Genomic DNA, 23,587 nt, shown 5'->3' with positions numbered 1-23,587 from the left:
ATAAATTTTGTGTTACGGTACCACCTGAGAAAGAACAACAACATGAGCTCCGTATCAGCGTCTTGAGTCCGCGATATGATAGCTCAATTCTGCGAAAAATCAATCACTTAGCGCTATCAGACGGAGGAATCGGCGTTTACCGACCTTTATAAGGTATTTATCGGGTTGGGATATCTCGAATTTGGGATCTGTAACCCGCTGTTCATTGACGTGAACGGCGCCCGATTCGATCAGCCGCTGGGCTTCCGCATTGGAAGCCGCGAGATGGAGATTGGCCAGCAGCTTCGTCAGGCGGATGGGGCCAGAGGCCAGCGAGATTTCCTTCGTTTCGATATCTTCCGGAATTTCCTTTTTGCGGAATACCCGATTGAACTCCTCGCGCGCGGTCTCCGCGGCGTCCGCTCCGTGGTAGCCGGAAATAATCCGGACCGCCAGATCGGCCTTCGTGTCCATCGGATGGCGCCGGCCCGCAGCGATCTCCTGCTTCATCTGCCGGATTTCCGCCAGCGGGATATCGGTGAGCAGTTCGTAGTACCGGAACATCAGGTCATCCGAGATCGACATGACTTTTCCGAATTGCTCGTTCGGCGGCTCGCTGATCCCGATATAATTGCCGAGCGATTTGCTCATTTTTTGAACGCCGTCTAACCCTTCAAGCAACGGCATTGTCAAAACGATCTGGGACTCCTGTCCATATTCCCGCTGCAGGTCCCGGCCTACCAGAAGGTTGAACCTTTGATCCGTCCCGCCGAGCTCCACGTCGGCTTCAAGCGCCACCGAGTCGTAGCCCTGAACAATGGGGTACAGCAATTCGTGCATCGCGATCGGCTGCTGGCTTGTATAGCGTTTTGAGAAGTCCTCGCGTTCGAGGATGCGCGCAACGGTGTACTTGCCGGCAAGACGGATAAAGCCATCGGCTCCAAGGGCCATGCACCAGCGGCTGTTAAAGTCGACGATGGTCTTCTGCGGATCCAGAATCTTGAAGATCTGCTGCTTGTAAGTCTCCGCGTTCTGTTTGACTTCTTCCGCGGTCAACTGCTTCCTGGTGGCGGACCGTCCGGATGGGTCGCCGATCAACCCCGTGAAATCGCCGATCATGAAAATCACCGCGTGGCCGAGTTCCTGAAAGTGTTTCATCTTCCGGATCAGGACCGTGTGGCCGAGGTGGATGTCCGGCGCGGTAGGATCGAATCCGGCCTTGACGCGGAGCGGCTTGCCGGTTTTCTGCGCCCGTTTGAGTTTTTCCACCAGCTCTTCCTCGCGGATGATGTCGACCGACCCGCGCCGGATACGTTCGAGCTGCTGCTCGATGGGAATTGTTCTGAAATCGCTCATCTTGTTCGCACTATTTCTGCACCACGCGGCGGCCTTCGATGGAACAGCGGCCGGACAGAACCAGCTCGATCGCCTCCGAATAAATCCGCTGTTCCTGTTCCAGAATGCGGCCCGCAAGGGCGCCGGCCGTATCCGTTTCCAATACCGGGACAACGGCCTGAAGCACGATCGGGCCGCCGTCCAGCGCGTCGTCGACGAAATGCACCGTGCAACCGCTGAATTTGACGCCGTAGTCGAGCGCCTTCTGTTGAACGGCGGTCCCCGGAAACGCCGGCAGCAGCGCCGGATGAATGTTCAGGATACCGTAGGGATAGGCTTCCAGGAAGACCGGGCTCAGAATGCGCATAAAGCCGGCGAGGACAACGAGCGAAACGTTGTTCTGTTTCAGGATTTGGACGGCGTCCCGGTCGAAGTCCTCTCGAGGGCGTTGTTGAGAAGGGATGAATGCGGTGTGAAGTCCTCGCTGCTTCGCGCGGCCGAAACCTGGCGCAGCTTCAACGTTGCTGATGACTACAGCGATCTCCGCGTTGAGCTTTCCGGACAAGATGCAGTCAGCGATCGCTTCGAAATTCGAACCCCGGCCGGAGAGCAGAATGCCGAGCCTGCGGTTGGCAGGTTGGATTTTCATGAAAGGGAAGGAACACATGAAGCAGAAGAGGCAAAAGAGTTTTGTGCCTCTTCTGTTCCTTCCCCGTTCTTCAGAATCATGTGCGGTAACTGACGCGAGGTTCGCCCGGGATGATTCGTCCGATCTGGTAATAGGGCGTCTTCAAAGTTGCGGTGAGCGCATCCAGGTTCGACGGCCGTACGACGATGACCATACCGATTCCCATATTCGTCGCGCGCAACATTTCGTCCCGCTCGATCTTGCCGATCTCCGCCATGACGCGGCATAACGGAATCACCGGCCACGAGCCGAGCTGCACTTCCGCCTGGCAATTTTCAGGAAGGATGCGATTCAGATTCTCCGTGATCCCGCCGCCGGTGATATGCGCCAGTCCTTCGACCAGATTGTTCGCGAGGGCCTCGCGCAGGGCCGGCTCGTAATTGATGTGGGGCTTGAGCAACTCCTCGCCGACCGTGCCTTCGAGGCCGTTAACCTTCGAATCCGCAGTCAGTCCGGCAACTTCGAAGAACAGTTTTCGAGCGAGCGAATATCCATTGGTGTGCAGGCCGACCGACGGTAAGCCGATCAACAGATCGTCATGGCGGATGGATTTGCCGTCAAGAATGCGCTTTCGGTCGACGATGCCGACGATGAATCCCGCCACGTCATACTCTCCGTCTGCATAGAAGCCCGGCATCTCTGCGGTCTCTCCGCCGATCAACGCGCAGCCGGCCTCTTTGCAGGCCCGCGCGACCCCCTCGACAACCGAAACCATGACATCGGGATTCAGGCGGCCGGTGGCGACGTAATCCATGAAAAATAGCGGCCTCGCGCCCTGAACCAGGATGTCGTCGATACAATGATTGACGAGATCGGCGCCCACCGTATTGTGACGGTTCATGGCGACGGCAATTTTGAGTTTTGTGCCCACGCCGTCCGTGCTCGAAACCAGAACCGGTTCAGCCATCCCGGTAAAGTTGCAGGCGAACATGCCGCCAAAGGAGCCGATGTCGGAAAGCACTCCCGGCGTGAAGGTCTGCCGTGCGAGCTCGCGTATCCGTTTTTTTGCGGAGTTCGATTTGTCGATATCGACGCCGGCGTCTTTGTAGGTGATGCCCATTACTCTTTCATGCTCACTTCCCAGAGATCGAGCTGGCGATCTTCAGCTTTGGCCTCCAGAGTCATGTCCGCAAAATCGATCGGATACTGGCCGGTGTAGCACGCCGTACAGAACTCGTTTCCCTTGCCATTTACAGCGCGGATCAGGCCCTGCAGGCTCAGGTATGCCAGGGAATCCGCCTCAATATATTTTCCGATCTCCTCGACGGTATGGCTCGACGCGATCAATTCTTTCTTGGTCGGCGTGTCGATGCCGTAAAAGCACGGTGACAGCGTCGGCGGGCAGCTGATTCGCATATGAACTTCTTTCGCCCCGGCCGCGCGAACCATCTTCACGATCTTCCGGCTGGTTGTGCCGCGCACGATCGAATCGTCGATGAGGATGACGCGCTTGCCGGCCAGAAGCTCCCGAACCGGGTTGAGCTTCACTTTCACACCGAAGTTGCGGATCTTCGTTTTCGGTTCGATGAAGGTTCTACCGACATAGTGATTTCGAATCAGGCCGAACGCGAAGGGAATGCCGGACTCCTGCGAGAACCCGATCGCGGCGGAAACGCCCGAGTCCGGAATCGGCACCACGAAATCTGCATCGATTCCGCTTTCCTGTGCCAGGATGCGTCCCATCTGATCGCGGCTGGCCTGAACCGAGCGTCCAAAGACCATGCTGTCCGGGCGCGAAAAGTACACATGCTCGAAAATACATTTCGCGAGGCGCGGCGCGTGTAACGCCCGCACGGACTTCAACTCGCCGCCTCGAATCAAAACGATCTCTCCGGGTTCGACCTCCCGGACATAGCTCGCGCCGATCAGATCGAAAGCGCAGGTTTCGGATGCGAGCACATATGAGCCGTTCAGCTTTCCGATATTCAGTGGCCGGAATCCATTAGGATCGCGGACGCCGATCAGCGAGTCTTCCGTCAGCAGCAGCAGGGAGAAGGCCCCCTGGACCTGTTTGAGTGTTTCGCCAAGGGCGCCGAACAGATCGCCGGCTTCGGATTTGGTGAGCAGGTGCAGGATGACTTCGCTGTCACTGGTCGATTGGAAAATTGCGCCGTCCTGTTCGAGTTTTTCGCGGAGCGAAAGCGCATTGATCAGATTTCCGTTGTGAACGAGGCCGACCGTGCCGTATCTGCAGCTGACGACGATCGGCTGGGCGTTGCCTTCGTTGCTGTCACCTGCCGTGGAGTATCGAGTGTGGCCGATGGCGTTGACACCTTTGAGCTTCGCCAGCGCATCTTCCGAGAAGACATCGGCGACATAGCCCATCGCCTTATGCGTATGAACCTGTTCACCGTCGGAACATGAGATGCCGGTGCTTTCCTGTCCGCGATGTTGCAGCGCGTAGAGTCCCAGGTACGTCATCTGCGAGGCGTCGGCATGATTCGCGATCCCAAAGATTCCGCACATTGATTACTCCATTCTCTCTACAGGAAACTATCTATGATACCAGCTTCGGCAGAGCCTGTCGCCACGCCGATTCCAGTTCCGCGATGCCGATGTCGATGGCATTTACCCCTTCATACTTCAGGATCAACCGCTTACCGCCAACCTTTCCCAGGTCATGGAAATTCAGTCCTGCCTCTCCGGCGCGCCGGCTCAGCTCATCCGGCCGGGATGTGCTCAGAATGACGCGCGACGAGGACTCGCCGAACAGATCTTTCCGCACCTCGAGGTGGGACGGAACCTGGATTTCAGCGCCGACGGCGCCGCGCTGCGGATTCGAATAGCAACATTCGGCGATCGCAATCGACAGGCCGCCTTCGGTGATATCGTGCGCAGATTTCACGAGCCCGTCGCGAATTGCCGACGCGATAAAAGTCTGAACCGCGCGCTCTTCTTCCAGGTCGACTTTGCCGGTGAGGCGCTGGAAAGGCTCGACGAGAACGATCGAGTCGCCTTCGCTCTGGAACGAGGATCGCGTCACTAAAGCAAGGTCTTCGATAAGGCCGACCATGCCGAGGACGGGTGTCGGATAGATATCTCCGCCGAATGTCTCGTTATAAAAGCTGACGTTGCCGCCGGTGATCGGCGTGTTGAAGAAACTGCACGCTTCCGTCATTCCGTCGATCACTTCACTGAATTGCCACATCACTTCCGGATGCTCCGGGTTTCCAAAATTGAGGCAATTGGTTGCCGCCAGCGGCCGCCCTCCCGAGCAAACGATGTTGCGGCACGCTTCGGCAACCGCGAGCCTGGCGCCTTCGCGCGGATTTCTCGCCACCCGATAGCCGGGGCCATCGAGCGTCATTGCCAGTGCTTTCTTCGTGCCTTTGACTCTAACAACGGCAGCGTCCGAACCAGGTCCCACCATCGTGTTGGACTGGACCATGTGGTCGTATTGCTGCCAGATCCATTGTCTGCTTGAGAGATTGGGCGAGGAGGCGGCGAGTATCAGCAGCTTGTTCCAGTCGCCGGTTTCGGAAAGGAATGTTTCGATGAATGCGGGCTCGCAGCCGTCGAGGAACGTGTAGTCGTCGAGCCTGGATGAAAGCGTGGATTTCGGCGGCATCAAGGGGCGCTGGTAGACCGGAGCGTCGTCGGCGAGCGGTGCATTCGGAATTTCAGCGACAACTTTGCTTTGCTGGTGGACCCGGAGGATGCCGTTGTTCGTGACGCGGCCGACGGTGACGGCGTCGAGGCCCCACTTATGGAAGACCTCGAACACCTCCCGTTCCTTGCTTCGATCGGCGACGAGCAGCATGCGTTCCTGCGATTCGCTGAGCATGATCTCGTATGCGGTCATGTTGGTCTCGCGCTGGGGAACAGCGTCGAGATCGAGATCGACGCCCGTGCCGGCCCGCGCTCCCATCTCGCAGCTTGAACAGGTCAGGCCGGCGGCGCCCATGTCCTGAATGCCGACGATCAGGCCTTTCTGCATGGCTTCGAGGCAGGCTTCGAGGAGAAGCTTTTCCATGAACGGATCGCCGATCTGGACGTTGGGCCGCTTGGCTCCGGCGTCTTCGCCGAAGCCGGCCGAAGCCATCGTTGCGCCGTGGATGCCGTCGCGCCCCGTTTTGGCGCCGACGTAGATCACGGGATTGCCGACACCGGTGGCGCGGCCGTAGAAAATTTTGTCTTTCTCGAAGATTCCAAGCGCGAAGGCATTGACCAGCGGGTTCTGGGAGTAATTGTCGGCGAAGTAAACCTCGCCCCCGACGGTCGGAACTCCGAAGCAGTTTCCGTAGAATGCAATACCGCCCACCACGCCTTCGAGGATGCGTTTGTTCTGCGCCTTGTGCAGCGGACCGAATCGCAGGCTGTTCATCGCGGCGATGGGGCGCGCGCCCATGGTGAAGATGTCGCGGAGAATGCCGCCGATGCCGGTGGCCGCTCCTTGAAACGGTTCGATAAAGGACGGGTGATTGTGGGATTCGATCTTGTACGCGACAGCGAGGCCGTCGCCGATATCGATAATGCCGGCGTTCTCGCCGGGACCCTGGAGGACGGCGGGACCCTTCGTCGGCAGGCGGCGCAAGTGCACACGCGAGCTCTTGTAGCTGCAATGCTCGCTCCACATCACGCTGAAGATGCCGAGCTCCGTGAGGTTAGGTTCGCGCTTCAGGATCTCGACGATCTTTTTGTATTCGCCTTCGGTGATGCCGTGCTGGGTGAGGATTTCGTCTGTGATCATTTCTTCATTTCGTTACGAGAGCCGTGACCATCGATTCGAATATCAGCTTGCCGTCCGCGCTTCCGAGGATGGCCTCGCTGGAGCGGTCTGGATGCGGCATCATGCCGAGGACGTTGCGCTGTTCGTTCACGATGCCCGCGATGTTGTTCAGCGATCCGTTGGGATTGGCTTCGCGCGTGATCTCTCCTGCACCGTCCGCATAACGGAATGCGACCTGGCCGTTGCCTTCGATCCTTCTCAGAATTTCCGCGTCGGCGAAGAAATTCCCTTCGCCGTGCCCGATGGGAATCCGAAGCAGCTGGCCTTTGGACAGTAGATTCGTGAACGGAGTGTCCGCCGTTTCCGTTTTCAGATATTCGAATTTGCAGACGTACTTCAAGCCAACATTCCGCAGTAATGCCCCGGGCAGCAGTCCTGCTTCGGTGAGAATCTGGAAGCCGTTGCAGATGCCGAAAACCAGCCCGCCTTTTTTGGCGAAGTCCGCGACGGCATTCATCACCGGAGAAAACCGGGCGAGCGCGCCGGTGCGCAGGTAGTCGCCGTAAGCGAATCCGCCGGGCAGAATGACCGCGTCGAACCCTTTGACGGAGGTGTCCTGGTGCCAGATGTATTCGACGGGTTTGCCGAGGACGGATTGGATGACGTAGTGGCAGTCCTGCTCGCAGTTTGAACCGGGGAATATGACGACGCCAAACTTCATATGGTTGTAATCACTCCCAGGTAATTCGATATTCCTCGATCACCGGATTGGTCAGGACTTCCTTCGCCAGCCGCTCGACCTGCTCTCGGTTGCCTTCCTTGAGCTGAACATGAAAGATCTTGCCCTGCCGCACGTCGGTAACATCGGTGAGGCCCAGAGAGGCGAGACTGCGATGGATCGTCATGCCCTGCGGATCGAGCACTGTCGGTTTCAGCGTAACGATAACGGTTGCTTTCATGATCTCACATCCATTGAATTGAACACCCGCGCAAAAATCCGGTCGACATTTTCGAAAATCCGGCTCGAATCGAAAACGTGATCGACGTCGGACGCCGTGAGCGCTTTTTCGATGTCGGCGTCCGTGAGGACTTTTTCTTTGAACGTGCCGCCTTCGTCCCACACGCGCATGGCGTTACGTTGGACCCATCGATATGCATCCTCGCGTGTGACGTTGTGGGCGACGAGGGCCAGCAACAATTCGCCGGAATAGATGAGGCCGTGGGTCAACTCCAGATTCTGCTTCATCCGGTCGGGATACACGACGAGTTTTTCGATGAGATTTGCAGTTTTTTCCAGGAGGTAATCCGCCAGGATCGTCGAATCCGGGAAAATGATGCGTTCGACCGACGAATGCGAAATATCCCGCTCATGCCATAGCGCCACGTTCTCCATTGCCGCGACGGCATTGCTTCGGAGGATGCGCGCCAGCCCGGCAATCTGTTCCGAAGTGATCGGATTCCGCTTGTGCGGCATTGCCGACGATCCCTTTTGCTTCTCCGAAAAATATTCTTCCGCTTCCCGGACTTCCGTCCGTTGCAGATGCCGGATTTCGACCGCGATCTTTTCGAGCGTCGATCCGATCAGCGCGAGCGTTGTGATGTAGTGCGCATGGCGGTCGCGCTGGATGACCTGAGACGAAGCGGGAGCGGCTTTCAGCTTCAATTTCGCCATCACCGCTTCTTCGACATCCGGCGAGAGATGCGCAAACGTTCCCACCGCGCCGGATAATTTGCCGACGCGCATCGTTTCGGCCGCTTCCTTGAATCGTGCCTGCTGGCGCGCGACTTCGTCGTAGAACAGCGCAAGTTTCAGCCCGAAGGTTGTCGGCTCCGCATGGATGCCGTGCGTCCGCCCGACCACGACCGTTGTTTTGAATTCGTGCGCGCGTTTTTTGATGACATCGAGCAATCGCTGCAGGTCTTCGGTGATGACGATGGACGCGTCCCGGACCTGCAGCGCCATCGCCGTATCGAGTACGTCCGAGGAGGTGAGACCGAAATGAAAGAAGCGGGAGGCAGGTCCAACAAATTCGGAGACCGAGGTGGTGAACGCGATGACGTCGTGCTTCACTTCGGCTTCGATTTCGTTGATCCGGTCGACCGAAAAACTGGCGCGGCTGCGAATCTCTTCCGCATCCTTTTCAGGAATGACGTTTCGCTCCGCTAAGGTCTCAGTGACAGCCAGTTCCACGTCCAGCCAGCGCTGGTATTTGTTCTGATCTTCCCAGATGCGGCCCATTCGCGGGCGCGTGTATCTCTCAATCATTTTCTTACTATAAACGAATAACTATAAACGAATCGGCACCGTGGGTTCGTCTTGCGAAGTCACCGTCAATTGTGTATTTGCCAGCCCGCGATCGCGCAGAGCCCGTGCTGCTTCATGCTTTGCGATTGCCGGGTGATTGTTCTTCGAGCTGAGATGCGCCAGCACCATATGCTGTGCTTTGCCGTCATATTGTTCACGAATGAAGCGGCCGACAGCGGTGTTCGAAAGATGTCCAAACCTGCCCATTAAGCGTTGTTTCAGCACCCAGGGATACGGGCCCACCCGCAGCATTTCCAGGTCGTGGTTGGATTCGAGAATCAGCACGGCCGATTCGCGCAGCCGTTCGGCGACGCCATCCGGCATGTATCCGATGTCCGTCAGTTGCGTTACTCGGACGCCGCCGCAATTGATGGTGAAGGCGACGGGCTCTGTTGCGTCGTGGGGAACACTGAATGGGAAAACTTCGATATCGCCGACCATGAACGGAACGCCCGCCGGTATGGGCACCAGTTTCGATCCGTTCATCTCATATTCGTCCGCCGCGAGCGCGCGAATGGTTCCGGCCGTTAGAAATGCCTGCAGCGGCAGATCTTTCAGCAGCATCCGCAGACCGCCGGAATGATCGCTGTGTTCGTGCGTAATAAAGACCGCGTCGATCCCATCGGGATCTTCGCCGATGGATTCGAGGCGGCGGGCAATTTCCTTGCGGCTCATCCCCGCGTCGATGAGGAGCCGCACACGATCGGTTTTAACAAAAGTCGCGTTGCCGCGGCTTCCGCTTCCCAGGACCGATACTGTTATCGTCATCGATTCGACTATGCGCGACCGCGCGGTCAGGATAGGGGAATGGGAAGTTAGCCACAAATTGAGGCTGCGCGCTATCGCGCTTGCGCTTCGCGGGCACAAAAGGGGGATATGAATTTTGTTTCACGACGTCGTTCTCAGCCAGGGCGCGGTGCCACTCGATGTGCTAGACCGGCAGGTCCGTTCCTGGGAGGCAAATGCCGGCTCGAAAGTGGTACAATAGCCGGTATGCTTGAGCGCGTAAAAGCCATTGTATTCTTCGTGGCAGTCGGTCTCGTGGCCGGTATCTTCGTGTATAGACAGGCGACCAACACGGGCGATCCTGGCGTCATCAATATTGGACAGAAAGCTCCTGATTTTACGGTCAAGGATGAGAGTGGCCGGCACATTAAGCTGAGCGATTTCCGCGGCAAGGTTGTGTTCCTGAATCTGTGGGGCACCTGGTGCGACAGTTGTGTCAAGGAGATGCCTGAAATTCAAGAGCTTTATCAGCGCTTCAAAGGCCGTCCGTTCGAGATGCTGGAAGTCAGTGTCGATAACGATTGGCCGGAAATTCACCAGTTCTACAAAGAGCATAATTTCGCCCTTCCGACCTATCTGGATCCAGGACATCAGGTTGCCAATCTGTACAAGGTGGCCAAGTTTCCGGAGACGTTTCTCATCGATGGCAACGGCAATGTCGTCAAGCATACCTGGTTCGAGCATTGGGCCGATCCGCGCGTGGTCGCCAAAGTGGAGACGCTCGTCAAGCAATTAGAGCCGAAGCAGCAGGACGCCTCCGACTGATTCGGTCCCATGAATTTCTTCTTCGATTTCGAACGGCCCGAGCTGGCCGAAGCGTTCCAGCCTTCGTTCCGCGCGACTCAACTCTATAAATCGGTCTATCAGCGCTGGTTCACCGATTTCGAGTCGATGAGCGATCTGCCGAAGCCGTTGCGCGCGGAGCTGGCGGGTGAGTGGGATATCCGGCTTCCGGCGACGCACCGCCGCTTCGATTCATCCGATGGAACGCGCCGTTATCTGGTTCGCCTCGCTGATGGCGAGCTTGCCGAGACGGTTTTCATTCCCGAAGAGCATCGCAACACGGTCTGCATTTCTTCCCAGATCGGTTGCGCCCTTGCCTGTACCTTCTGCCTAACGGGACAGCTTGGCTTGACGCGTCACCTTACGGCCGGCGAAATGGTCACACAGGCGCTGGTCGCCCAGCGGGACAATCTCTCCTGGGAGGCGCGCGACAGCTTCAATATCGTGCTGATGGGGATGGGCGAGCCGCTGCACAACTATGACAACGTGATGAAGGCGATTCGCATTCTCCACGACGAGCAGGGACTGAACATGTCGATGTCGCGCATCACGCTTTCGACGGCCGGGCTTTTGCCCGCCATCGAACGCCTTGGAAGCGAGCCGATGATCCCGAATCTTGCGATTTCGCTGACCGGCGCTACGAATGAAAAGAGGAATCAGTTGATGCCGATCAACCGCCGGTATCCCATCGAACAATTGCTCGATGCGGTCCGGCACTTTCCCCTGAAACACCGGCAGCGCGTGACCTTTGAATACGTCCTACTGCGCGGACTGACGGACTCTCCTGAAGACGCGCTTCACCTGGTGAAGTTGCTTAAGGGTATGCGTGCGAAGGTGAATCTGATTCCGTTTAACGAAGCCGAAGAAGTCCCTTACAAACGGCCGTCCGACGCCTCAATCGCACAGTTTCAGCACATTCTCGACGACCATCAGATTTCCGCGTTCGTCCGCAAGAACCGTGGCAACGACATCTCTGCCGCCTGCGGCCAGCTCAAGAAGAAGTGGGCAGACGAGCCGGATCAAGCCGCGCTCAGTACGTCTCTTTAAGCCACTGAAAGATCGCGTCGTCGACCTGCTTGTCCGCTGCCCATTGGGCGGTTCCCCCGGAACGTGAAATGACCAGCACCCGTGAAGGCGGTTTGACGAGCGCTTTGATGCGGTCGCCTTCGGCCTGGTTCGGAGTGACGATCAGACTCGATTGCGGTTGAAAGTCGTGAGCGCTGCCGGCGAGCGAGAGGCTTTCGTCGAGCTTCGGATTGATGGCGACCACGGTTCGAACTTCCGGGAAGCGGCCGCTGGCAATGAGGGCGAGATCCGCGCCGATATCCGATCCGATGACGACAATTTTCCGCCCGTCGACGCGTGGGCGGGATTTCAGCCAATCCAGTGCGGGATCCAGATCCAGCGGAAATTCCCGGGAATTGGTACGCCATTCCGGGGACAACTGGACCGCGATCCCGTTTTTCATGCGGCTTTCGCCGTGACCTCGGAGGTCGAGCGTCATCACGGCCCAGCCCCGCTCGATCAATTGCCTGGAGAAGTCCTTCCAGACCGATCGATCCTCACCATAACCATGCAGGAGCAGGACGGCTGGAATCGGCGCCGGCACGCCGACGGGCATTTCGAACGACCCGTGCAGTTCGACGAGATCGTAGGCTTTGATTATGGGTGCGTTCTCCGTGGACACTTTACCGCTGTCCGCGGCGCTGACAGGAAGCTGAAAGTTCAGTACGTTGTCTTCGCGATTGAGAAACGAGCTGACGAATTTTTTCTCCGATTGCTTGCCCTGATATTCCGCATAGACTTCGTAATCGACGGTCGGCGTCAGGGCCATAACTCTGTATTCACCCGCCGTGTCGGTTTCGAGCGTGCGTACGACTTTTGTTTTCACGTCCCGGATGAACACACGCGCGCCGGTTATCGGCTTGCCCGCCGAATCGGTGACCAGACCACGAACATTTTTCGGCTTCGGGCCAGCGTCGGCGCGGGGCCGGGGAAATGCCTGGCCATGTGCAACCGAGACCAGCAATCCGAAGACAGACAGAGACAAAATCAGGGTCCGGAACCAGCTATTGTGCATTCTTCTTCGCAAGCAGCTTTTGAATGATTTGCTCGGTCTCATCATACCGCTCCGTGCCCGAATGGCTGAGCTGGATGACTCCATCCTGGTCGACGACGAAGTGGCTGGGCCACGAATTACAGAGATAATCACTCCAGATCTGATAGTTGTTGTCGACGACGACCGGATATCGGATTCCTTTCTTCGCCACGGCCTCTTTGATCTTCGGAATCTCCTTCTCGTAATCGATGCGGGGAACGTGCACTCCGATGACAACCAGCCCGTCTTTCCCGTATTTGTCGTACCACTCTTTGACGTGCGGCGTGGCCTCCGCGCAGTACGGGCAGTCAAACGCCCAGAACTCGATCAGAACAACTTTGCCGCGAAGTTGTTCGAGCTTGAGAGGCGCCGAGTTGATCCAGGCATCTCCGGCCTTGAGCTCCGGAGCTTTTTGTCCGACGAACGCATCGTCCGGATGCTGCGCCCATGCGGTTGAAACCAGTAATGTCGAAATCAGTAAAAGTGCGAATAGTAATTTGCGCGACATTCTTTCTCCTTATCAGAATAAGCCGTATTCTGTCATAACATTCCGGTTTGGTCGAACTCTTGCTCCAGCAGCGGCGTGGATAATGTCGATCGCACAAAAGCAGCGCTAAGAATATTCCTTGTCCGCGGCCTGGGCCTTCGTTCCGCGAATGCGCTCATCAAACACTTTCGAGAACCTGAGCGCATCTTTGCGGCCACCTTGAGCGAAGTGGACGCATTGGGGATTCCCCGGGAGGTTGTCGAGGATTTATTTTCAACGAAATCCGCAGAACGGGCGGAGCAGGAATGGCGCCGCGCCGAAGAACTGGGCGTACGGATCGTCGACATTCTGCATCCGGATTATCCGCCTCTGCTGCGGGAGATTTTCGATCCGCCGATCATCCTTTATATACGCGGTCAGAGATGGGATCCGGAGCTTCCGCAGGTTGCGATTGTGGGTACGCGGCGGCCGACCGGCTACGGCTTGAATTGCGCGGAACGGCTAGCCGAAGATCTTGCGGCAAAAGGACTTGCGGTCACGTCGGGGCTGGCTCGCGGCCTCGATGCGGCGGCTCATCGAGGGGCATTGCGGGCGGGGGTCACCTATGCGGTCTTTGGCAGCGGTCTCGACTTCGTTTATCCGAAAGAAAATCGCGGACTCGCCGATTTAGCGGAAAAAAATGGCGCGCTTATTTCGGAGTTTCCGTTGGGAACGCCGCCCGCGCCTCAGAATTTTCCGATCCGGAACCGGATTATTGCCGGGATGTCGCTGGGAGTCGCGGTGGTCGAAGCGGCCGAATATTCGGGCTCACTCATCACCGTCCGGCTTGGTCTCGAGGCGGGCCGGGAAATCTTCGCGGTGCCGGGCAACATCATGTCGCCGCAGAGTTTCGGGCCCCACGCCCTGATCCGGCAGGGCGCCAAGCTGGTCGCGAGCTGGCAGGATATTGTCGAGGAGTTGCCGCACGCCATCCGGGAAAGAATTTTCGCGCCGCTGATCGCTCAGATGCAGGCTGTGCCTGAGCCGCAGCTCGCAGGCAGCGAGGCAAAAGTGTGGAAGGCGCTGTCGGCCCAGGAGGCTGTTTCGATCGACAGCCTGCTCTCAAAGTTGCCTTTATCCACGTCCGATGTTTATAGTGCGCTGCTTGCCTTGGAGGTGGCTGGTCACATCCGGCAACTGCCTGGAAAGAAATACATTCGGCGATTGTAAAAAAACCTCATGTTGCTTTTTCTGCGCACACGACTTATTAGATAGACGAAAGCGACTGAACAAAATGCCTTCGAAAAAATCACTGGTTATCGTGGAGTCACCCGCAAAAGCGAACACGATCAATAAATATCTCGGCAAGGACTACGTGGTGAAAGCCTCGCTGGGCCACGTCAAGGATCTGCCCAAGAGCAAGCTGGGTGTGGACCTTGAACATGACTTCGAACCCGTCTATGACGTCATTCCCGGGAAGGAAAAAGTAGTCAAGGACCTGCGCGCGGCGGCGAAATCTGCAGACCGCATTCTGCTCGCGGCTGACCCGGACCGCGAGGGTGAAGCGATCTGCCAGCATTTGAAAGAGATTCTCGACGGCAGCAAGGCCGAAGTCTTCCGCGTGATGTTTAACGAGATTACGCCGAAGGCGATCCGTGCTGCCGTGGACAATCCAGGCCGCATCAATCAGCACATCGTCGATGCGCAACAGGCGCGCCGCATCCTCGACCGGCTCGTGGGCTATCAAATCAGCCCGCTCCTGTGGGACAAAGTCCGCCGCGGAATTTCCGCCGGCCGCGTGCAGACTGTTGCGCTCCGGCTGATTGTCGAGCGCGAGCGCGAAATTCAGGCGTTCACGCCCGAAGAATACTGGTCCATCATCGCCAAACTCGAAGGCCACGAACCGCCCCAGTTTGAAGCGAGACTTGCAAAGTTCAAGGGCAAGGCCGCTGACGTGAAGAATCAGGCGGAGGCCGATCACGTTCTGGAAATCGTCCGGAATTCGGATTTTCTGGTCGAATCCGTCGTTACGAAGGAGAAGAAACGCAATCCTGTCCCGCCCTTTACGACCAGCAAGCTCCAACAGGACGCGGCCCGGCGCCTCCGCTTTACCGTGAAAAAGACCATGATGCTGGCCCAGCGGCTGTATGAAGGCATCGAACAGGGAGAAGAAGGGCGCATCGGCTTGATCACGTACATGCGTACCGATTCCACGCGCATCTCCGACGACGCGATGCAGATGGTGCGTTCCTACGTTTCGGACATTTACGGCGGCCCATATCTTCCTGAGAAGCCCGTCATCTACAAGAGCAAGAAAGACGCCCAGGACGCACACGAAGCGATACGTCCGACCTTCGTCGGGCGCAAGCCGGATGATCTGAAACAGTACCTTTCCGAAGACGAGATGAAGTTGTACCGGTTGATCTGGACGCGATTCGTCGCGTCGCAGATGAATCCGGCCGTGTACGATCAGACGGCCGTCGACATTTCCGCGAAGGACTATACGTTCCGCGCTTCGGGCCGCGTGATGAAGTTCGACGGATTCCTCGCCGTTTACGAAGAATCACGCGACGAAGATGCCAACGTGAACCCGCTGGACAGCGACGAAGAACAGAACATCACGCTGCCGCCGTTAAAGCAGGGTGAAAAAGTTCGCCTCCTCGACCTGATGCCGCGCCAGCACTTTACGGAGCCGCCGCCGCGCTATACGGAAGCTTCGCTGGTGAAAATCCTTGAAGAGAAGGGCATCGGCCGGCCCTCAACCTATGCGACGATCCTGTCGACGATTCAAGACCGGGAATACGTCACCAAAGATCAAGGCAAGTTCAGGCCTACGGAACTCGGCACTGTCGTCACCGACATGCTGGTGAAACACTTCGAAGACATCTTTGACGTCCAGTACACGGCGAAGATGGAAGAGGAACTCGACGAAGTCGAAGAAGGCAAGATGACCTGGGTTCAGGCCCTCGGCGAGTTCTACAAGAAGTTCGAGAAGGATCTGAAAAAGGCTTCCAAGAACATGGAGAACCTCAAGACACAGGAGATCCCGACCGACGAGGTCTGCGAGAAGTGCGGAAGTCCGATGGTCATCAAGTGGGGCCAGTTCGGCCGCTTCATGGCCTGCTCGGGATATCCCGAGTGTAAAAACACGAAAGAGATTGCCAGCGAGGAACCGCCAAAGGAAGGCGGGGGTTCAACGGAGTCGTCGGAGCCCGAGCCGTGTGAAAACTGCGGCAAACCAATGGCGCTGAAACGCGGACGGTTCGGACAATTCCTCGCGTGCACGGGCTATCCCGAATGCAAGACCACGCGGAAGATCGCGAGCGGCGGAAAGGGGGCGAAGAAGCCCGACGTCCCGCTGGATGAAACCTGCCCGCAGTGCGGCCAGGCGAAACTGATGCTCCGGGAAGGCCGTTTCGGCGAATTCATCTCGTGCGGCAACTATCCGAAGTGCAAATACATCAAGCCGAAGACCGTCGGCGTCGCGTGTCCGAAACCCGGGTGCGGCGGCGAATTGATTGAGCGCCGGTCGAAACGCGGCAAGGTTTTTTACGGCTGCTTGAAATATCCCGCTTGCGACTTCGTCGTGTGGAACAAGCCGGTTCCCGAGCCTTGTCCGGAGTGCGGCGCGCCCTTCCTGCTCGAAAAGGCGACAAAGCGTGAAGGGGTCGTCCATTACTGCAACGAAGAAGCGTGCAAGTACAAGGTCCCTGTCGAAGCAGAAAAGGTGTCGTGATATCGGTAGCATGGTGTGTGAGCGACCCCCTGCCCGCGCTTGCGCGGGCTCTCCCCCTGTATTATCAGGGGGAGAGTTTACTGTCCCCCTGATACAGGGGGACAGCCGTGCCGTGCGAAGCGCGAGCCCGATAGGGTGAAGCATCAATAAAAGCCGGCAGGGGGTCGCTCACACACCATGTTGACCTCTCAGAGCTCAGACCAGTGACATCCTCCGACATCGCTTATCTCTATTCCCTAACGAACGAATACCGTTCGATTCGCTATGACCTCGGCAACATGCGCGTCCTCGCCGCGGCTCTGGGCAACCCGCAAAGGTCTTTCCGTTCCGTTCTGATCGCGGGTACAAACGGCAAGGGCTCCGTCGCGAAGCTGCTCTCTTCGATGATGCCCACGGCCGGATTTTACACGTCACCGCACCTCGTACGGCTGAATGAGCGTATTTGTATCGGGGATCGCGAAATATCCGACGATGACTTGAAGGACGTTTTTGAGAAGGTAAAGGCGGCTTCAGCAACCGCAAGGAATTTGCTCTATCCACCGACATATTTTGAAATCGTTACCGCCATGGCATTTCTCTATTTTCAGGGCCGGGTCGATTTTGCCGTCCTGGAGGTTGGACTCGGCGGCCGTCTGGACGCGACGAATATCGTCGAGCAAGAGGTGTCGGTCATTACCAGTATCGGAATGGACCACCAGGAATTCCTCGGCAACACCATCGAAGCGATCGCTGCCGAAAAGGCGGGAATCATTAAAGTCCGGGAGCCCGTTGTCGCCGGGCCGTCCGCGGATTTACCACCTGTTCGCGAGAAGGCCGGTGCGCGGTTGATCCGGGCGGGGGATCTGGATTTCGGCCGATATCCGGATCTGCGTCCGCGGCTGCTGGGCCGTCATCAGATGGAGAATGTTGCGGTTGCCATTTGTGCGGCAGAGTGCCTGGGCATTGCGCGCGCGGACATTGTCCACGGCGTGAACAGCGCAACCTGGCCGGGCCGGCTCGAACGCATCGGCCGTTTCCTCCTGGACGGCGCGCATAACGCGGATGGCGCACGCGCCCTCGCCCGCTTCCTCGGGGAGTTCCATCCTGAGGGTGTGTGGATCATTTTCGGAGTTATGGCCGATAAGCAGTATCAGGAGATGATCGCCGCCCTCAAGCCTCATGCGCGGCAGTTCGTTTTCACGCAGCCTCACAACAGCCGCTCCAAAGATCCGGTGGATCTGCAGGCGCTCGTTCCGGGCTCTCAAGCCAGATCGGATCCAGGCGATGCGATTTCTTACGCGAAAAGCCACGCTCCCGAAGGCTCGACGATCCTGATCTGCGGTTCGCTGTACCTGATTGGCGAGGCGCGCAGCATGCTACATTAATTTGCAATGCGTTTTCGGGAGAAGGTCGGTTACGCGCGGTCGCTGCTGATCACGGCACCGCTGGTTTTCCTGTACACGGCCATCATGGGAACGATATCGCTTGTGAGTTCCCTTTTCGACGCGCAGGGCCGCATCCAGCATGCCTGCGCCAATATCTGGGCGCGGATGATTCTCTGGACCTGCCGGGTTCAGCTGCGGGTTTCGGGTGCGGAAAACCTGATTCAGGGTACGCCCTACGTTCTGTGCTGCAACCATCAGAGTCACATGGATATCCCGATCATCCTGGCAGCGCTTCCTTTTCAATTCCGGTTTACTCCGAAGAAACAATTATTCCGCTATCCATTTCTCGGCTGGCATTTGCGACGCTCGGGGCATGTGCCGATAGACAGAGAGAACCCGCGCGCCGCCGTTAAATCCATCCGTGAAGCAGCCGATGCGATCCGTCACGGCACCTCGGTGGTGATCTTCCCGGAAGGCGGGACGAGTGTGGATGGAAGCATCAAGCCGTTCAAAGGCGGGGGCTTCATGCTGGCGACGAAATCGGAAGCTCCGGTTGTGCCTGTGACAATGCGGGGATCGCGCGCCGTCCTGGTTCCGAAGACTTATTACGTACGCAGCGGAGTCGTCGAAGTCATTGTCGGTGAGCCCATTCCCTCGCAAGGGACCACGGTCGCTGAGCTTTCAGACCGGGTTCGCGGGGAAATCATGGCAACATTCAATCATGGAAAAACCCTGGATCGGAATTCCTACTCGCTACCACGAAAAATCTGAGTACATCGGCCAGATCCGGCACTATCTCGATGCGGTCTTGTGGGCCGGCGGTTTGCCGTTGATGATTCCAACGGTGAGCGATTCGGGCATCGTTCGCGAGTACATGCAGCGCGTGCAGGGCGTCCTGCTGCCCGGCAGTCCGACGGACATCGATCCAAAGCTTTACGGCGCGGCGGCCCATGCGATGCTTGGCCAACTCCATCCTGAGCGTGACTCGACGGATTTTGCGATTCTCGATTTCGCCGAACAACAGAAAGACATGCCGGTTCTGGGCATCTGCTTCGGGGTTCAAAGCTTGAACGTCTATCGCGGCGGCTCGCTGGTTCAAGATATTCCAGCGCTTGTCGGACCGGCCCTGACTCACGATAATGATGACGGCAAGCCTCCGGCACATCATGCTGTTCGCGTCGTCGAAGACAGCATCGTGGGCCGCCTGGCCGGCCGCGCGGAAATCGAAGTAAACAGTTACCATCATCAGGCGATCGAACGGGCTGGGAGTCATTTGAAAACCGTGGCCGTCGCTAACGATGGGGTTATCGAGGCCGTCGAAGATACCACCGGCCGTTTTATCGTCGGGGTGCAGTGGCATCCCGAACGTGGATGGCAGAACGACCCGCTCTCGAAGGCGCTGTTCTCGAAATTTATCGAGCAGGCCCGGCTTCGCTATAATTGACGCTGATGCTTATTTCGAAAAAACGAGAAGGCCGTACAGAAAGCTTCCTTCTGTGCCTTTTGTGGCTGCTGCTTTTTTCAGGCTTCGCGCTCGCGCGTCAGGGACGCGGCATCCAGCCTCTGGACCAGATGATCGATGCGCTGGGGGGCCAGGCTTATCTGGATGTCGACGACATCCACACCACCGGCCGGTTCTATGCTTTTGCGCACGGCCAACTCAGCGCTTCCGACCTGTTTGCGGACTTCATTAAATTTCCGGATATGGAACGCACCGAATTCGGCGGCCCGAAGTTCAAGACCATTACGATCAATAGCGGTAAACAGGGCAAAAAAGTGGAAGGCAAGAAAGATCCGGTCGACCAGACGCCAGGCGAAGTCGAAGAGTTTCAAAAAGGCTTCAAGACGGGCATGGACTACGTCCTGAGATTTGTGGTGCAGGACAAACAGACGACGATCCAGAATCTGGGCACGGAAATGGTGGGTTTTAAACGGACCGACATCATCGAGCTGCGCGATCCTGCAAAGAACCGTATCCGGTTCTATATCGATAGGGAATCGCACCTGCCGGTAAAAATGCAGGTGCGCCGGAGCGACGATCCAAAACTTCATGAAGAACAATATTCAAACTGGCACAAGTCGCAGGGAGTGAGTATGCCTCTCTTTGTCACGCGTTATACGGACGGCGTTAAGACCATGGAAATCCGGGCCGAAACCGTGGTTTACAATTCCCATCTGGCCGACAATCTGTTCACTCAGCTCAATCCGTCATCGAAGTAAACTCATCATGAACTTATCCATCCACGCGACAACGATCATTTGTGTCCGGAAAAAAGGCAAAGTTGCCATTGCCAGCGACGGTCAGGTTACGCTCGGCGACACCGTCATCAAGCACGGCGCCAAAAAGATCCGCCGGCTCTATAACGAAAAAATACTGGCCGGTTTTGCCGGATCGTCGGCGGATTCGTTTGCGCTGTTTGCCCGGTTTGAGGCGAAGCTCGAGCAGTATCACGGAAACCTCAGCCGTGCCGCCGTCGAACTGGCGAAGGATTGGCGGACGGACCGCGCGCTGCGCCATCTGGAGGCTGTGATGATCGTTGCGGACGAGAAGACCACCTTTCTGATCTCAGGCAACGGAGACCTGATCGAGCCCGACGACGGAATTGTCGGCATCGGCTCCGGCGGGCCTTATGCCCTCGCGGCTGCGCGCGCTCTGAACAAATACTCGGATTTGAGCGCGCGCGATATTGCGCTGGAAGCGATGCAGATTGCGGGCAAAATCTGCATCTATACCAATGAAAATATCTCGATTGAAGAACTGTAGGTCCCGCCGGGTGCTAGAATCAAACTTGATATGTCCTATGTACCGGAAACGATTGATGAGACACCGCATCTCGATGAGCTGACTCCCCGCGAGATCGTTCGTGAACTCGACAAATATGTAATCGGCCAGGCGGGCGCCAAGCGCGCCGTTGCGATCGCGCTTCGAAACCGCATCCGCCGCCAGAAGCTTCCGCCGGAAATGGCGGAGGAGGTGATGCCGAAGAACATCATCATGATCGGGCCCACGGGTGTCGGCAAGACCGAGATTGCGCGGCGGCTCGCCAAACTGGCGAATTCTCCGTTTCTTAAAGTCGAGGCTTCGAAGTTTACCGAAGTGGGCTATGTGGGGCGCGATGTGGAATCCATGATTCGTGATCTTCTCGAGATCTCGATTGATATGGTCCGCAACGAGAAGCTCGAAGAAGTTGCAGACAAAGCCGATGCGAATGCCGAGGAGCGCATTCTCGACCTGCTGCTGCCCCCGACTCCGGCGCCTGTTCCCACCGATGAGAGTTCCCGGGCTGCCACCGAACAGTGGAACCGGACACGAGAGAAATTGCGTGCGCAGCTTCGTGAAGGCAAGCTCGACGATCGTACCGTCGAGATCGAAGTGAAGGAACGCAACTTCCCGGCCTTCGAAATCATCAGCAATCAGGGAATCGAGGAGATGGATATCAACATCAAGGATATCCTTCCCGGCTTTCTCGGCCAGCGCACCAAGAAGCGCAAGATGAAAGTCGCCGAGGCGATCGATTATCTGATTCAGGAAGAGGAACAGAAGCTCGTCGATATGGATCAGGTCACCCGGCTCGCTGTCGAGCGCGTGGAGAACAGCGGCATCATTTTTCTCGATGAAATCGACAAGATTGCGGGCCGCGAGTCCGGCCATGGCCCGGATGTCAGCCGTGAGGGCGTCCAGCGCGATATTCTGCCCATCGTAGAAGGCACGACGGTCAATACGCGCTACGGCTTCGTGCGCACCGACCACATCCTTTTTGTCGCCGCCGGAGCCTTTCACGTCGCCAAGCCGGCCGATCTTATCCCCGAACTTCAGGGCCGGTTCCCTATCCGCGTCGAACTGGATTCGCTGACTGTCGAGGACTTTGTCCGGATTCTAACCGAGCCTCAAAACGCCTTGATCAAGCAATATGTCGCTTTGCTCGAAACCGATGGCATCAAGCTCACGTTTCTTGACGATGCCGTGCAGGAAGTGGCGCGTTTTGCCGCTACGGTGAACGAGAGCACGGAAAATATCGGGGCGCGGCGCCTGCACACCATCATGGAAAAGCTGCTCGACGACATCTCCTTCGAGGGGCCGGACCTCAAGAAGAAAACCGTCCGAATCGACGCGGCATACGTTCAGAAGATGCTTGCGGACATTGTGAAGGACCAGGATCTCAGCCGATATATTCTGTGAGGGGGAAGCCGCTAAAGGCACAAAAAACACAAAACGGATTTATAGGTTTTGGGTTTTTTGTTGCTCTTGTGGCTTTTCTTCTGCCGCTGCTCGCAGCGTGTGCCAAGGTCGGCGTGCCGCAGCCGCCCTTCATTCGAATTCCCGAAGAAGTCAAAGATCTGAGCGCCAGCCAGAGCGGATATAACATCGTTCTGACGTGGACGGACCCGGCTCGAAATATCGATCTTTCGCCTGCAACGGACCTCGGGCGTTTTCAGATTCGAAGCGGCGGCGTCTCTGTGGCTACAGTGGATGCTCTGGGTGCGGGGAAAACTCAGTCCTACCCGATTCCATTTTCGGCGGGTTCCAATTCCGTCCGGAACTTCGAGGTGATCGCTGAAACGAAGAAAGGCAAAACGTCGAAGATCTCCAATACGGTTTCGATTACTCCGGTCGACGTGCCAGGCAAAGTCTCCAATATTCGCGCTGTCGTCGATCAGCGGCACACCGTGCTCACATGGAGCAAACCAGACGAGCATCCCGACCTGGCCGACGCCTACATTGTTACGCGTACGGACAGACCGGCCGAACCTGCATCAGTGACCGACACCCGGTATGAAGATCCCATCTACCAACAGGGGAAAATGGTTACGTATCAGATAACCCCTCTGCGGCGTATCGGGGACAGAAGCATCCCCGGTATAGGCGCCGAAAGCATGCCTGTTCTGATCGAAGACAAGACCCCGCCCCAGGTTCCGGCGGGTTTTGAAATCGTGGAGTCGGACAATACGATACATCTGACGTGGGAGGCGAATTCGGAAACCGATCTCGCCGGTTACCGTGTTTTCCGGAGTACCGGGGCTGACGGCCCGTTTACGCTCGTCTCGAATGGCGTTATCAAGAATAATTACTTCGCTGATCCGGATTCCAAGCCTGGCATGTACTATTCCGTTTCGGCTCTCGACGAGTTTGGAAATGAGAGCGCGCGCAGCCCGGGTTTCCGTGGCCCTCTGTAGGGGCGGTGGTTGGCCGCACGGAGTCCGTTGCAGGCCAGCAACTCCCCTCCTGGAAAGGAGGGGTGGCCGCGAAGCGCGAGCCCGATAGGGCGAAGCATCAAGAGATGTCGCGGTCGGGGTGGTCGCTCACACGGCATGCCGGCTTGAGCGACCACCCCGACTGCGCCTTCGGCACAGCCTCCCCTCCTTTCCAGGAGGGGAGT

General features: G+C 57.3%; 22 protein-coding genes. 11 read left to right on the top strand and 11 right to left on the bottom strand.

What is annotated here, in order from left to right; translation table 11 throughout:
* Positions 1 to 99: 99 nt before the first annotated feature.
* The 9 genes from tyrS to VGK48_12145 all read right to left on the bottom strand — a co-directional run bounded on the left by tyrS (position 100) and on the right by VGK48_12145 (position 9,744).
* Entirely contained in the window at positions 100 to 1,335 is a 1,236-nt protein-coding gene (gene tyrS / locus VGK48_12185; GenBank protein HEY2381929.1) for a tyrosine--tRNA ligase, read from the bottom strand.
* A 10-nt stretch (positions 1,336 to 1,345) separates the two neighbouring features.
* Entirely contained in the window at positions 1,346 to 1,963 is a 618-nt protein-coding gene (gene purN, locus VGK48_12180) for a phosphoribosylglycinamide formyltransferase (GenBank protein ID HEY2381928.1), read from the bottom strand.
* Between the two features lie 76 nt (positions 1,964 to 2,039).
* Positions 2,040 to 3,062: a phosphoribosylformylglycinamidine cyclo-ligase gene (gene purM / locus VGK48_12175; protein ID HEY2381927.1), complete on the bottom strand. Its 1,023-nt coding sequence runs from the start codon at positions 3,060 to 3,062 to the stop codon at positions 2,040 to 2,042.
* Positions 3,062 to 4,468 carry an amidophosphoribosyltransferase gene (purF, locus tag VGK48_12170; GenBank protein HEY2381926.1) on the bottom strand — a complete coding sequence of 469 codons (1,407 nt, stop codon included), beginning with the start codon at positions 4,466 to 4,468 and terminating at the stop codon, positions 3,062 to 3,064. The genes purM and purF overlap by 1 nt, the downstream gene beginning before the upstream one ends.
* Before the next feature lie 31 nt (positions 4,469 to 4,499).
* Entirely contained in the window at positions 4,500 to 6,692 is a 2,193-nt protein-coding gene (gene purL / locus VGK48_12165; GenBank protein HEY2381925.1) for a phosphoribosylformylglycinamidine synthase subunit PurL, read from the bottom strand.
* Between the two features lie 4 nt (positions 6,693 to 6,696).
* Complete coding sequence (gene purQ / locus VGK48_12160; protein HEY2381924.1) at positions 6,697 to 7,392, bottom strand: phosphoribosylformylglycinamidine synthase subunit PurQ; 696 nt, start codon at positions 7,390 to 7,392, stop codon at positions 6,697 to 6,699.
* A gap of 10 nt (positions 7,393 to 7,402) precedes the next feature.
* Entirely contained in the window at positions 7,403 to 7,630 is a 228-nt protein-coding gene (gene purS / locus VGK48_12155) for a phosphoribosylformylglycinamidine synthase subunit PurS (protein ID HEY2381923.1), read from the bottom strand.
* Positions 7,627 to 8,937, bottom strand: coding sequence for an adenylosuccinate lyase (purB, locus tag VGK48_12150; protein ID HEY2381922.1), 1,311 nt, complete (start codon positions 8,935 to 8,937; stop codon positions 7,627 to 7,629). Before purB ends, purS begins: the two co-directional genes overlap by 4 nt.
* 21 nt (positions 8,938 to 8,958) lie before the next feature.
* The gene (locus VGK48_12145; protein HEY2381921.1) at positions 8,959 to 9,744 is read right to left on the bottom strand and encodes an MBL fold metallo-hydrolase; all 786 of its coding nucleotides are present in this window, start codon (positions 9,742 to 9,744) and stop codon (positions 8,959 to 8,961) included.
* A 225-nt stretch (positions 9,745 to 9,969) separates the two neighbouring features.
* Here VGK48_12145 and VGK48_12140 point away from each other — a divergent pair, with 225 nt between their 5' ends.
* Complete coding sequence (locus VGK48_12140) at positions 9,970 to 10,527, top strand: redoxin domain-containing protein (GenBank protein HEY2381920.1); 558 nt, start codon at positions 9,970 to 9,972, stop codon at positions 10,525 to 10,527.
* A 9-nt stretch (positions 10,528 to 10,536) separates the two neighbouring features.
* Positions 10,537 to 11,592: a 23S rRNA (adenine(2503)-C(2))-methyltransferase RlmN gene (gene rlmN, locus VGK48_12135; protein ID HEY2381919.1), complete on the top strand. Its 1,056-nt coding sequence runs from the start codon at positions 10,537 to 10,539 to the stop codon at positions 11,590 to 11,592.
* Here the strand turns inward: rlmN and VGK48_12130 are convergent.
* Positions 11,576 to 12,625, bottom strand: coding sequence for an alpha/beta fold hydrolase (locus VGK48_12130; protein HEY2381918.1), 1,050 nt, complete (start codon positions 12,623 to 12,625; stop codon positions 11,576 to 11,578). The two genes, rlmN and VGK48_12130, sit on opposite strands and share 17 nt — an antisense overlap.
* Positions 12,615 to 13,151 (bottom strand): redoxin domain-containing protein, encoded by a 537-nt coding sequence (locus VGK48_12125; protein ID HEY2381917.1) that lies wholly within the window; start codon positions 13,149 to 13,151, stop codon positions 12,615 to 12,617. Before VGK48_12125 ends, VGK48_12130 begins: the two co-directional genes overlap by 11 nt.
* A 75-nt stretch (positions 13,152 to 13,226) precedes the next feature.
* Here VGK48_12125 and dprA point away from each other — a divergent pair, with 75 nt between their 5' ends.
* The 9 genes from dprA (at position 13,227) to VGK48_12080 (ending at position 23,384) form a co-directional block, all read left to right on the top strand.
* The gene (dprA, locus tag VGK48_12120; GenBank protein ID HEY2381916.1) at positions 13,227 to 14,339 is read left to right on the top strand and encodes a DNA-processing protein DprA; all 1,113 of its coding nucleotides are present in this window, start codon (positions 13,227 to 13,229) and stop codon (positions 14,337 to 14,339) included.
* A gap of 64 nt (positions 14,340 to 14,403) precedes the next feature.
* Positions 14,404 to 16,845: a type I DNA topoisomerase gene (topA, locus tag VGK48_12115; GenBank protein HEY2381915.1), complete on the top strand. Its 2,442-nt coding sequence runs from the start codon at positions 14,404 to 14,406 to the stop codon at positions 16,843 to 16,845.
* Between the two features lie 203 nt (positions 16,846 to 17,048).
* Positions 17,049 to 18,209, top strand: coding sequence for a folylpolyglutamate synthase/dihydrofolate synthase family protein (locus VGK48_12110; protein HEY2381914.1), 1,161 nt, complete (start codon positions 17,049 to 17,051; stop codon positions 18,207 to 18,209).
* A gap of 6 nt (positions 18,210 to 18,215) precedes the next feature.
* Positions 18,216 to 18,980, top strand: coding sequence for a lysophospholipid acyltransferase family protein (locus tag VGK48_12105; protein HEY2381913.1), 765 nt, complete (start codon positions 18,216 to 18,218; stop codon positions 18,978 to 18,980).
* Positions 18,931 to 19,653 carry a gamma-glutamyl-gamma-aminobutyrate hydrolase family protein gene (locus VGK48_12100; protein HEY2381912.1) on the top strand — a complete coding sequence of 241 codons (723 nt, stop codon included), beginning with the start codon at positions 18,931 to 18,933 and terminating at the stop codon, positions 19,651 to 19,653. The genes VGK48_12105 and VGK48_12100 overlap by 50 nt, the downstream gene beginning before the upstream one ends.
* Before the next feature lie 5 nt (positions 19,654 to 19,658).
* Positions 19,659 to 20,429 (top strand): hypothetical protein, encoded by a 771-nt coding sequence (locus VGK48_12095; protein ID HEY2381911.1) that lies wholly within the window; start codon positions 19,659 to 19,661, stop codon positions 20,427 to 20,429.
* A gap of 7 nt (positions 20,430 to 20,436) precedes the next feature.
* A complete protein-coding gene (gene hslV, locus VGK48_12090; protein HEY2381910.1) occupies positions 20,437 to 20,973 on the top strand; it encodes an ATP-dependent protease subunit HslV in 537 nt (178 codons plus the stop codon).
* 30 nt (positions 20,974 to 21,003) lie between these two features.
* On the top strand, positions 21,004 to 22,389 hold the full coding sequence (hslU, locus tag VGK48_12085) for an ATP-dependent protease ATPase subunit HslU (protein ID HEY2381909.1): 1,386 nt from the start codon (positions 21,004 to 21,006) through the stop codon (positions 22,387 to 22,389).
* Between the two features lie 68 nt (positions 22,390 to 22,457).
* A complete protein-coding gene (locus VGK48_12080; protein ID HEY2381908.1) occupies positions 22,458 to 23,384 on the top strand; it encodes a hypothetical protein in 927 nt (308 codons plus the stop codon).
* The last annotated feature ends 203 nt before the right edge of the window (positions 23,385 to 23,587 follow it).

Source organism: Terriglobia bacterium (genome assembly GCA_036496425.1).
Taxonomy (GTDB): Bacteria; Acidobacteriota; Terriglobia; order 20CM-2-55-15; family 20CM-2-55-15; genus 20CM-2-55-15.
This window is presented reverse-complemented; position numbering and strand designations above follow the sequence as displayed.

What these genes read in the sequence shown, in the direction of transcription:
- tyrS (HEY2381929.1), bottom strand. Translation starts at nt 1,335, where the DNA reads ATGAGCGATTTCAGAACAATTCCCATCGAGCAGCAGCTCGAACGTATC.
- purN (HEY2381928.1), bottom strand. Translation starts at nt 1,963, where the DNA reads ATGAAAATCCAACCTGCCAACCGCAGGCTCGGCATTCTGCTCTCCGGC.
- purM (HEY2381927.1), bottom strand. Translation starts at nt 3,062, where the DNA reads ATGGGCATCACCTACAAAGACGCCGGCGTCGATATCGACAAATCGAAC.
- purF (HEY2381926.1), bottom strand. Translation starts at nt 4,468, where the DNA reads ATGTGCGGAATCTTTGGGATCGCGAATCATGCCGACGCCTCGCAGATG.
- purL (HEY2381925.1), bottom strand. Translation starts at nt 6,692, where the DNA reads ATGATCACAGACGAAATCCTCACCCAGCACGGCATCACCGAAGGCGAA.
- purQ (HEY2381924.1), bottom strand. Translation starts at nt 7,392, where the DNA reads ATGAAGTTTGGCGTCGTCATATTCCCCGGTTCAAACTGCGAGCAGGAC.
- purS (HEY2381923.1), bottom strand. Translation starts at nt 7,630, where the DNA reads ATGAAAGCAACCGTTATCGTTACGCTGAAACCGACAGTGCTCGATCCG.
- purB (HEY2381922.1), bottom strand. Translation starts at nt 8,937, where the DNA reads ATGATTGAGAGATACACGCGCCCGCGAATGGGCCGCATCTGGGAAGAT.
- VGK48_12145 (HEY2381921.1), bottom strand. Translation starts at nt 9,744, where the DNA reads ATGACGATAACAGTATCGGTCCTGGGAAGCGGAAGCCGCGGCAACGCG.
- VGK48_12140 (HEY2381920.1), top strand. Translation starts at nt 9,970, where the DNA reads ATGCTTGAGCGCGTAAAAGCCATTGTATTCTTCGTGGCAGTCGGTCTC.
- rlmN (HEY2381919.1), top strand. Translation starts at nt 10,537, where the DNA reads ATGAATTTCTTCTTCGATTTCGAACGGCCCGAGCTGGCCGAAGCGTTC.
- VGK48_12130 (HEY2381918.1), bottom strand. Translation starts at nt 12,625, where the DNA reads ATGCACAATAGCTGGTTCCGGACCCTGATTTTGTCTCTGTCTGTCTTC.
- VGK48_12125 (HEY2381917.1), bottom strand. Translation starts at nt 13,151, where the DNA reads ATGTCGCGCAAATTACTATTCGCACTTTTACTGATTTCGACATTACTG.
- topA (HEY2381915.1), top strand. Translation starts at nt 14,404, where the DNA reads ATGCCTTCGAAAAAATCACTGGTTATCGTGGAGTCACCCGCAAAAGCG.
- VGK48_12105 (HEY2381913.1), top strand. Translation starts at nt 18,216, where the DNA reads ATGCGTTTTCGGGAGAAGGTCGGTTACGCGCGGTCGCTGCTGATCACG.
- VGK48_12100 (HEY2381912.1), top strand. Translation starts at nt 18,931, where the DNA reads ATGGAAAAACCCTGGATCGGAATTCCTACTCGCTACCACGAAAAATCT.
- VGK48_12095 (HEY2381911.1), top strand. Translation starts at nt 19,659, where the DNA reads ATGCTTATTTCGAAAAAACGAGAAGGCCGTACAGAAAGCTTCCTTCTG.
- hslV (HEY2381910.1), top strand. Translation starts at nt 20,437, where the DNA reads ATGAACTTATCCATCCACGCGACAACGATCATTTGTGTCCGGAAAAAA.
- hslU (HEY2381909.1), top strand. Translation starts at nt 21,004, where the DNA reads ATGTCCTATGTACCGGAAACGATTGATGAGACACCGCATCTCGATGAG.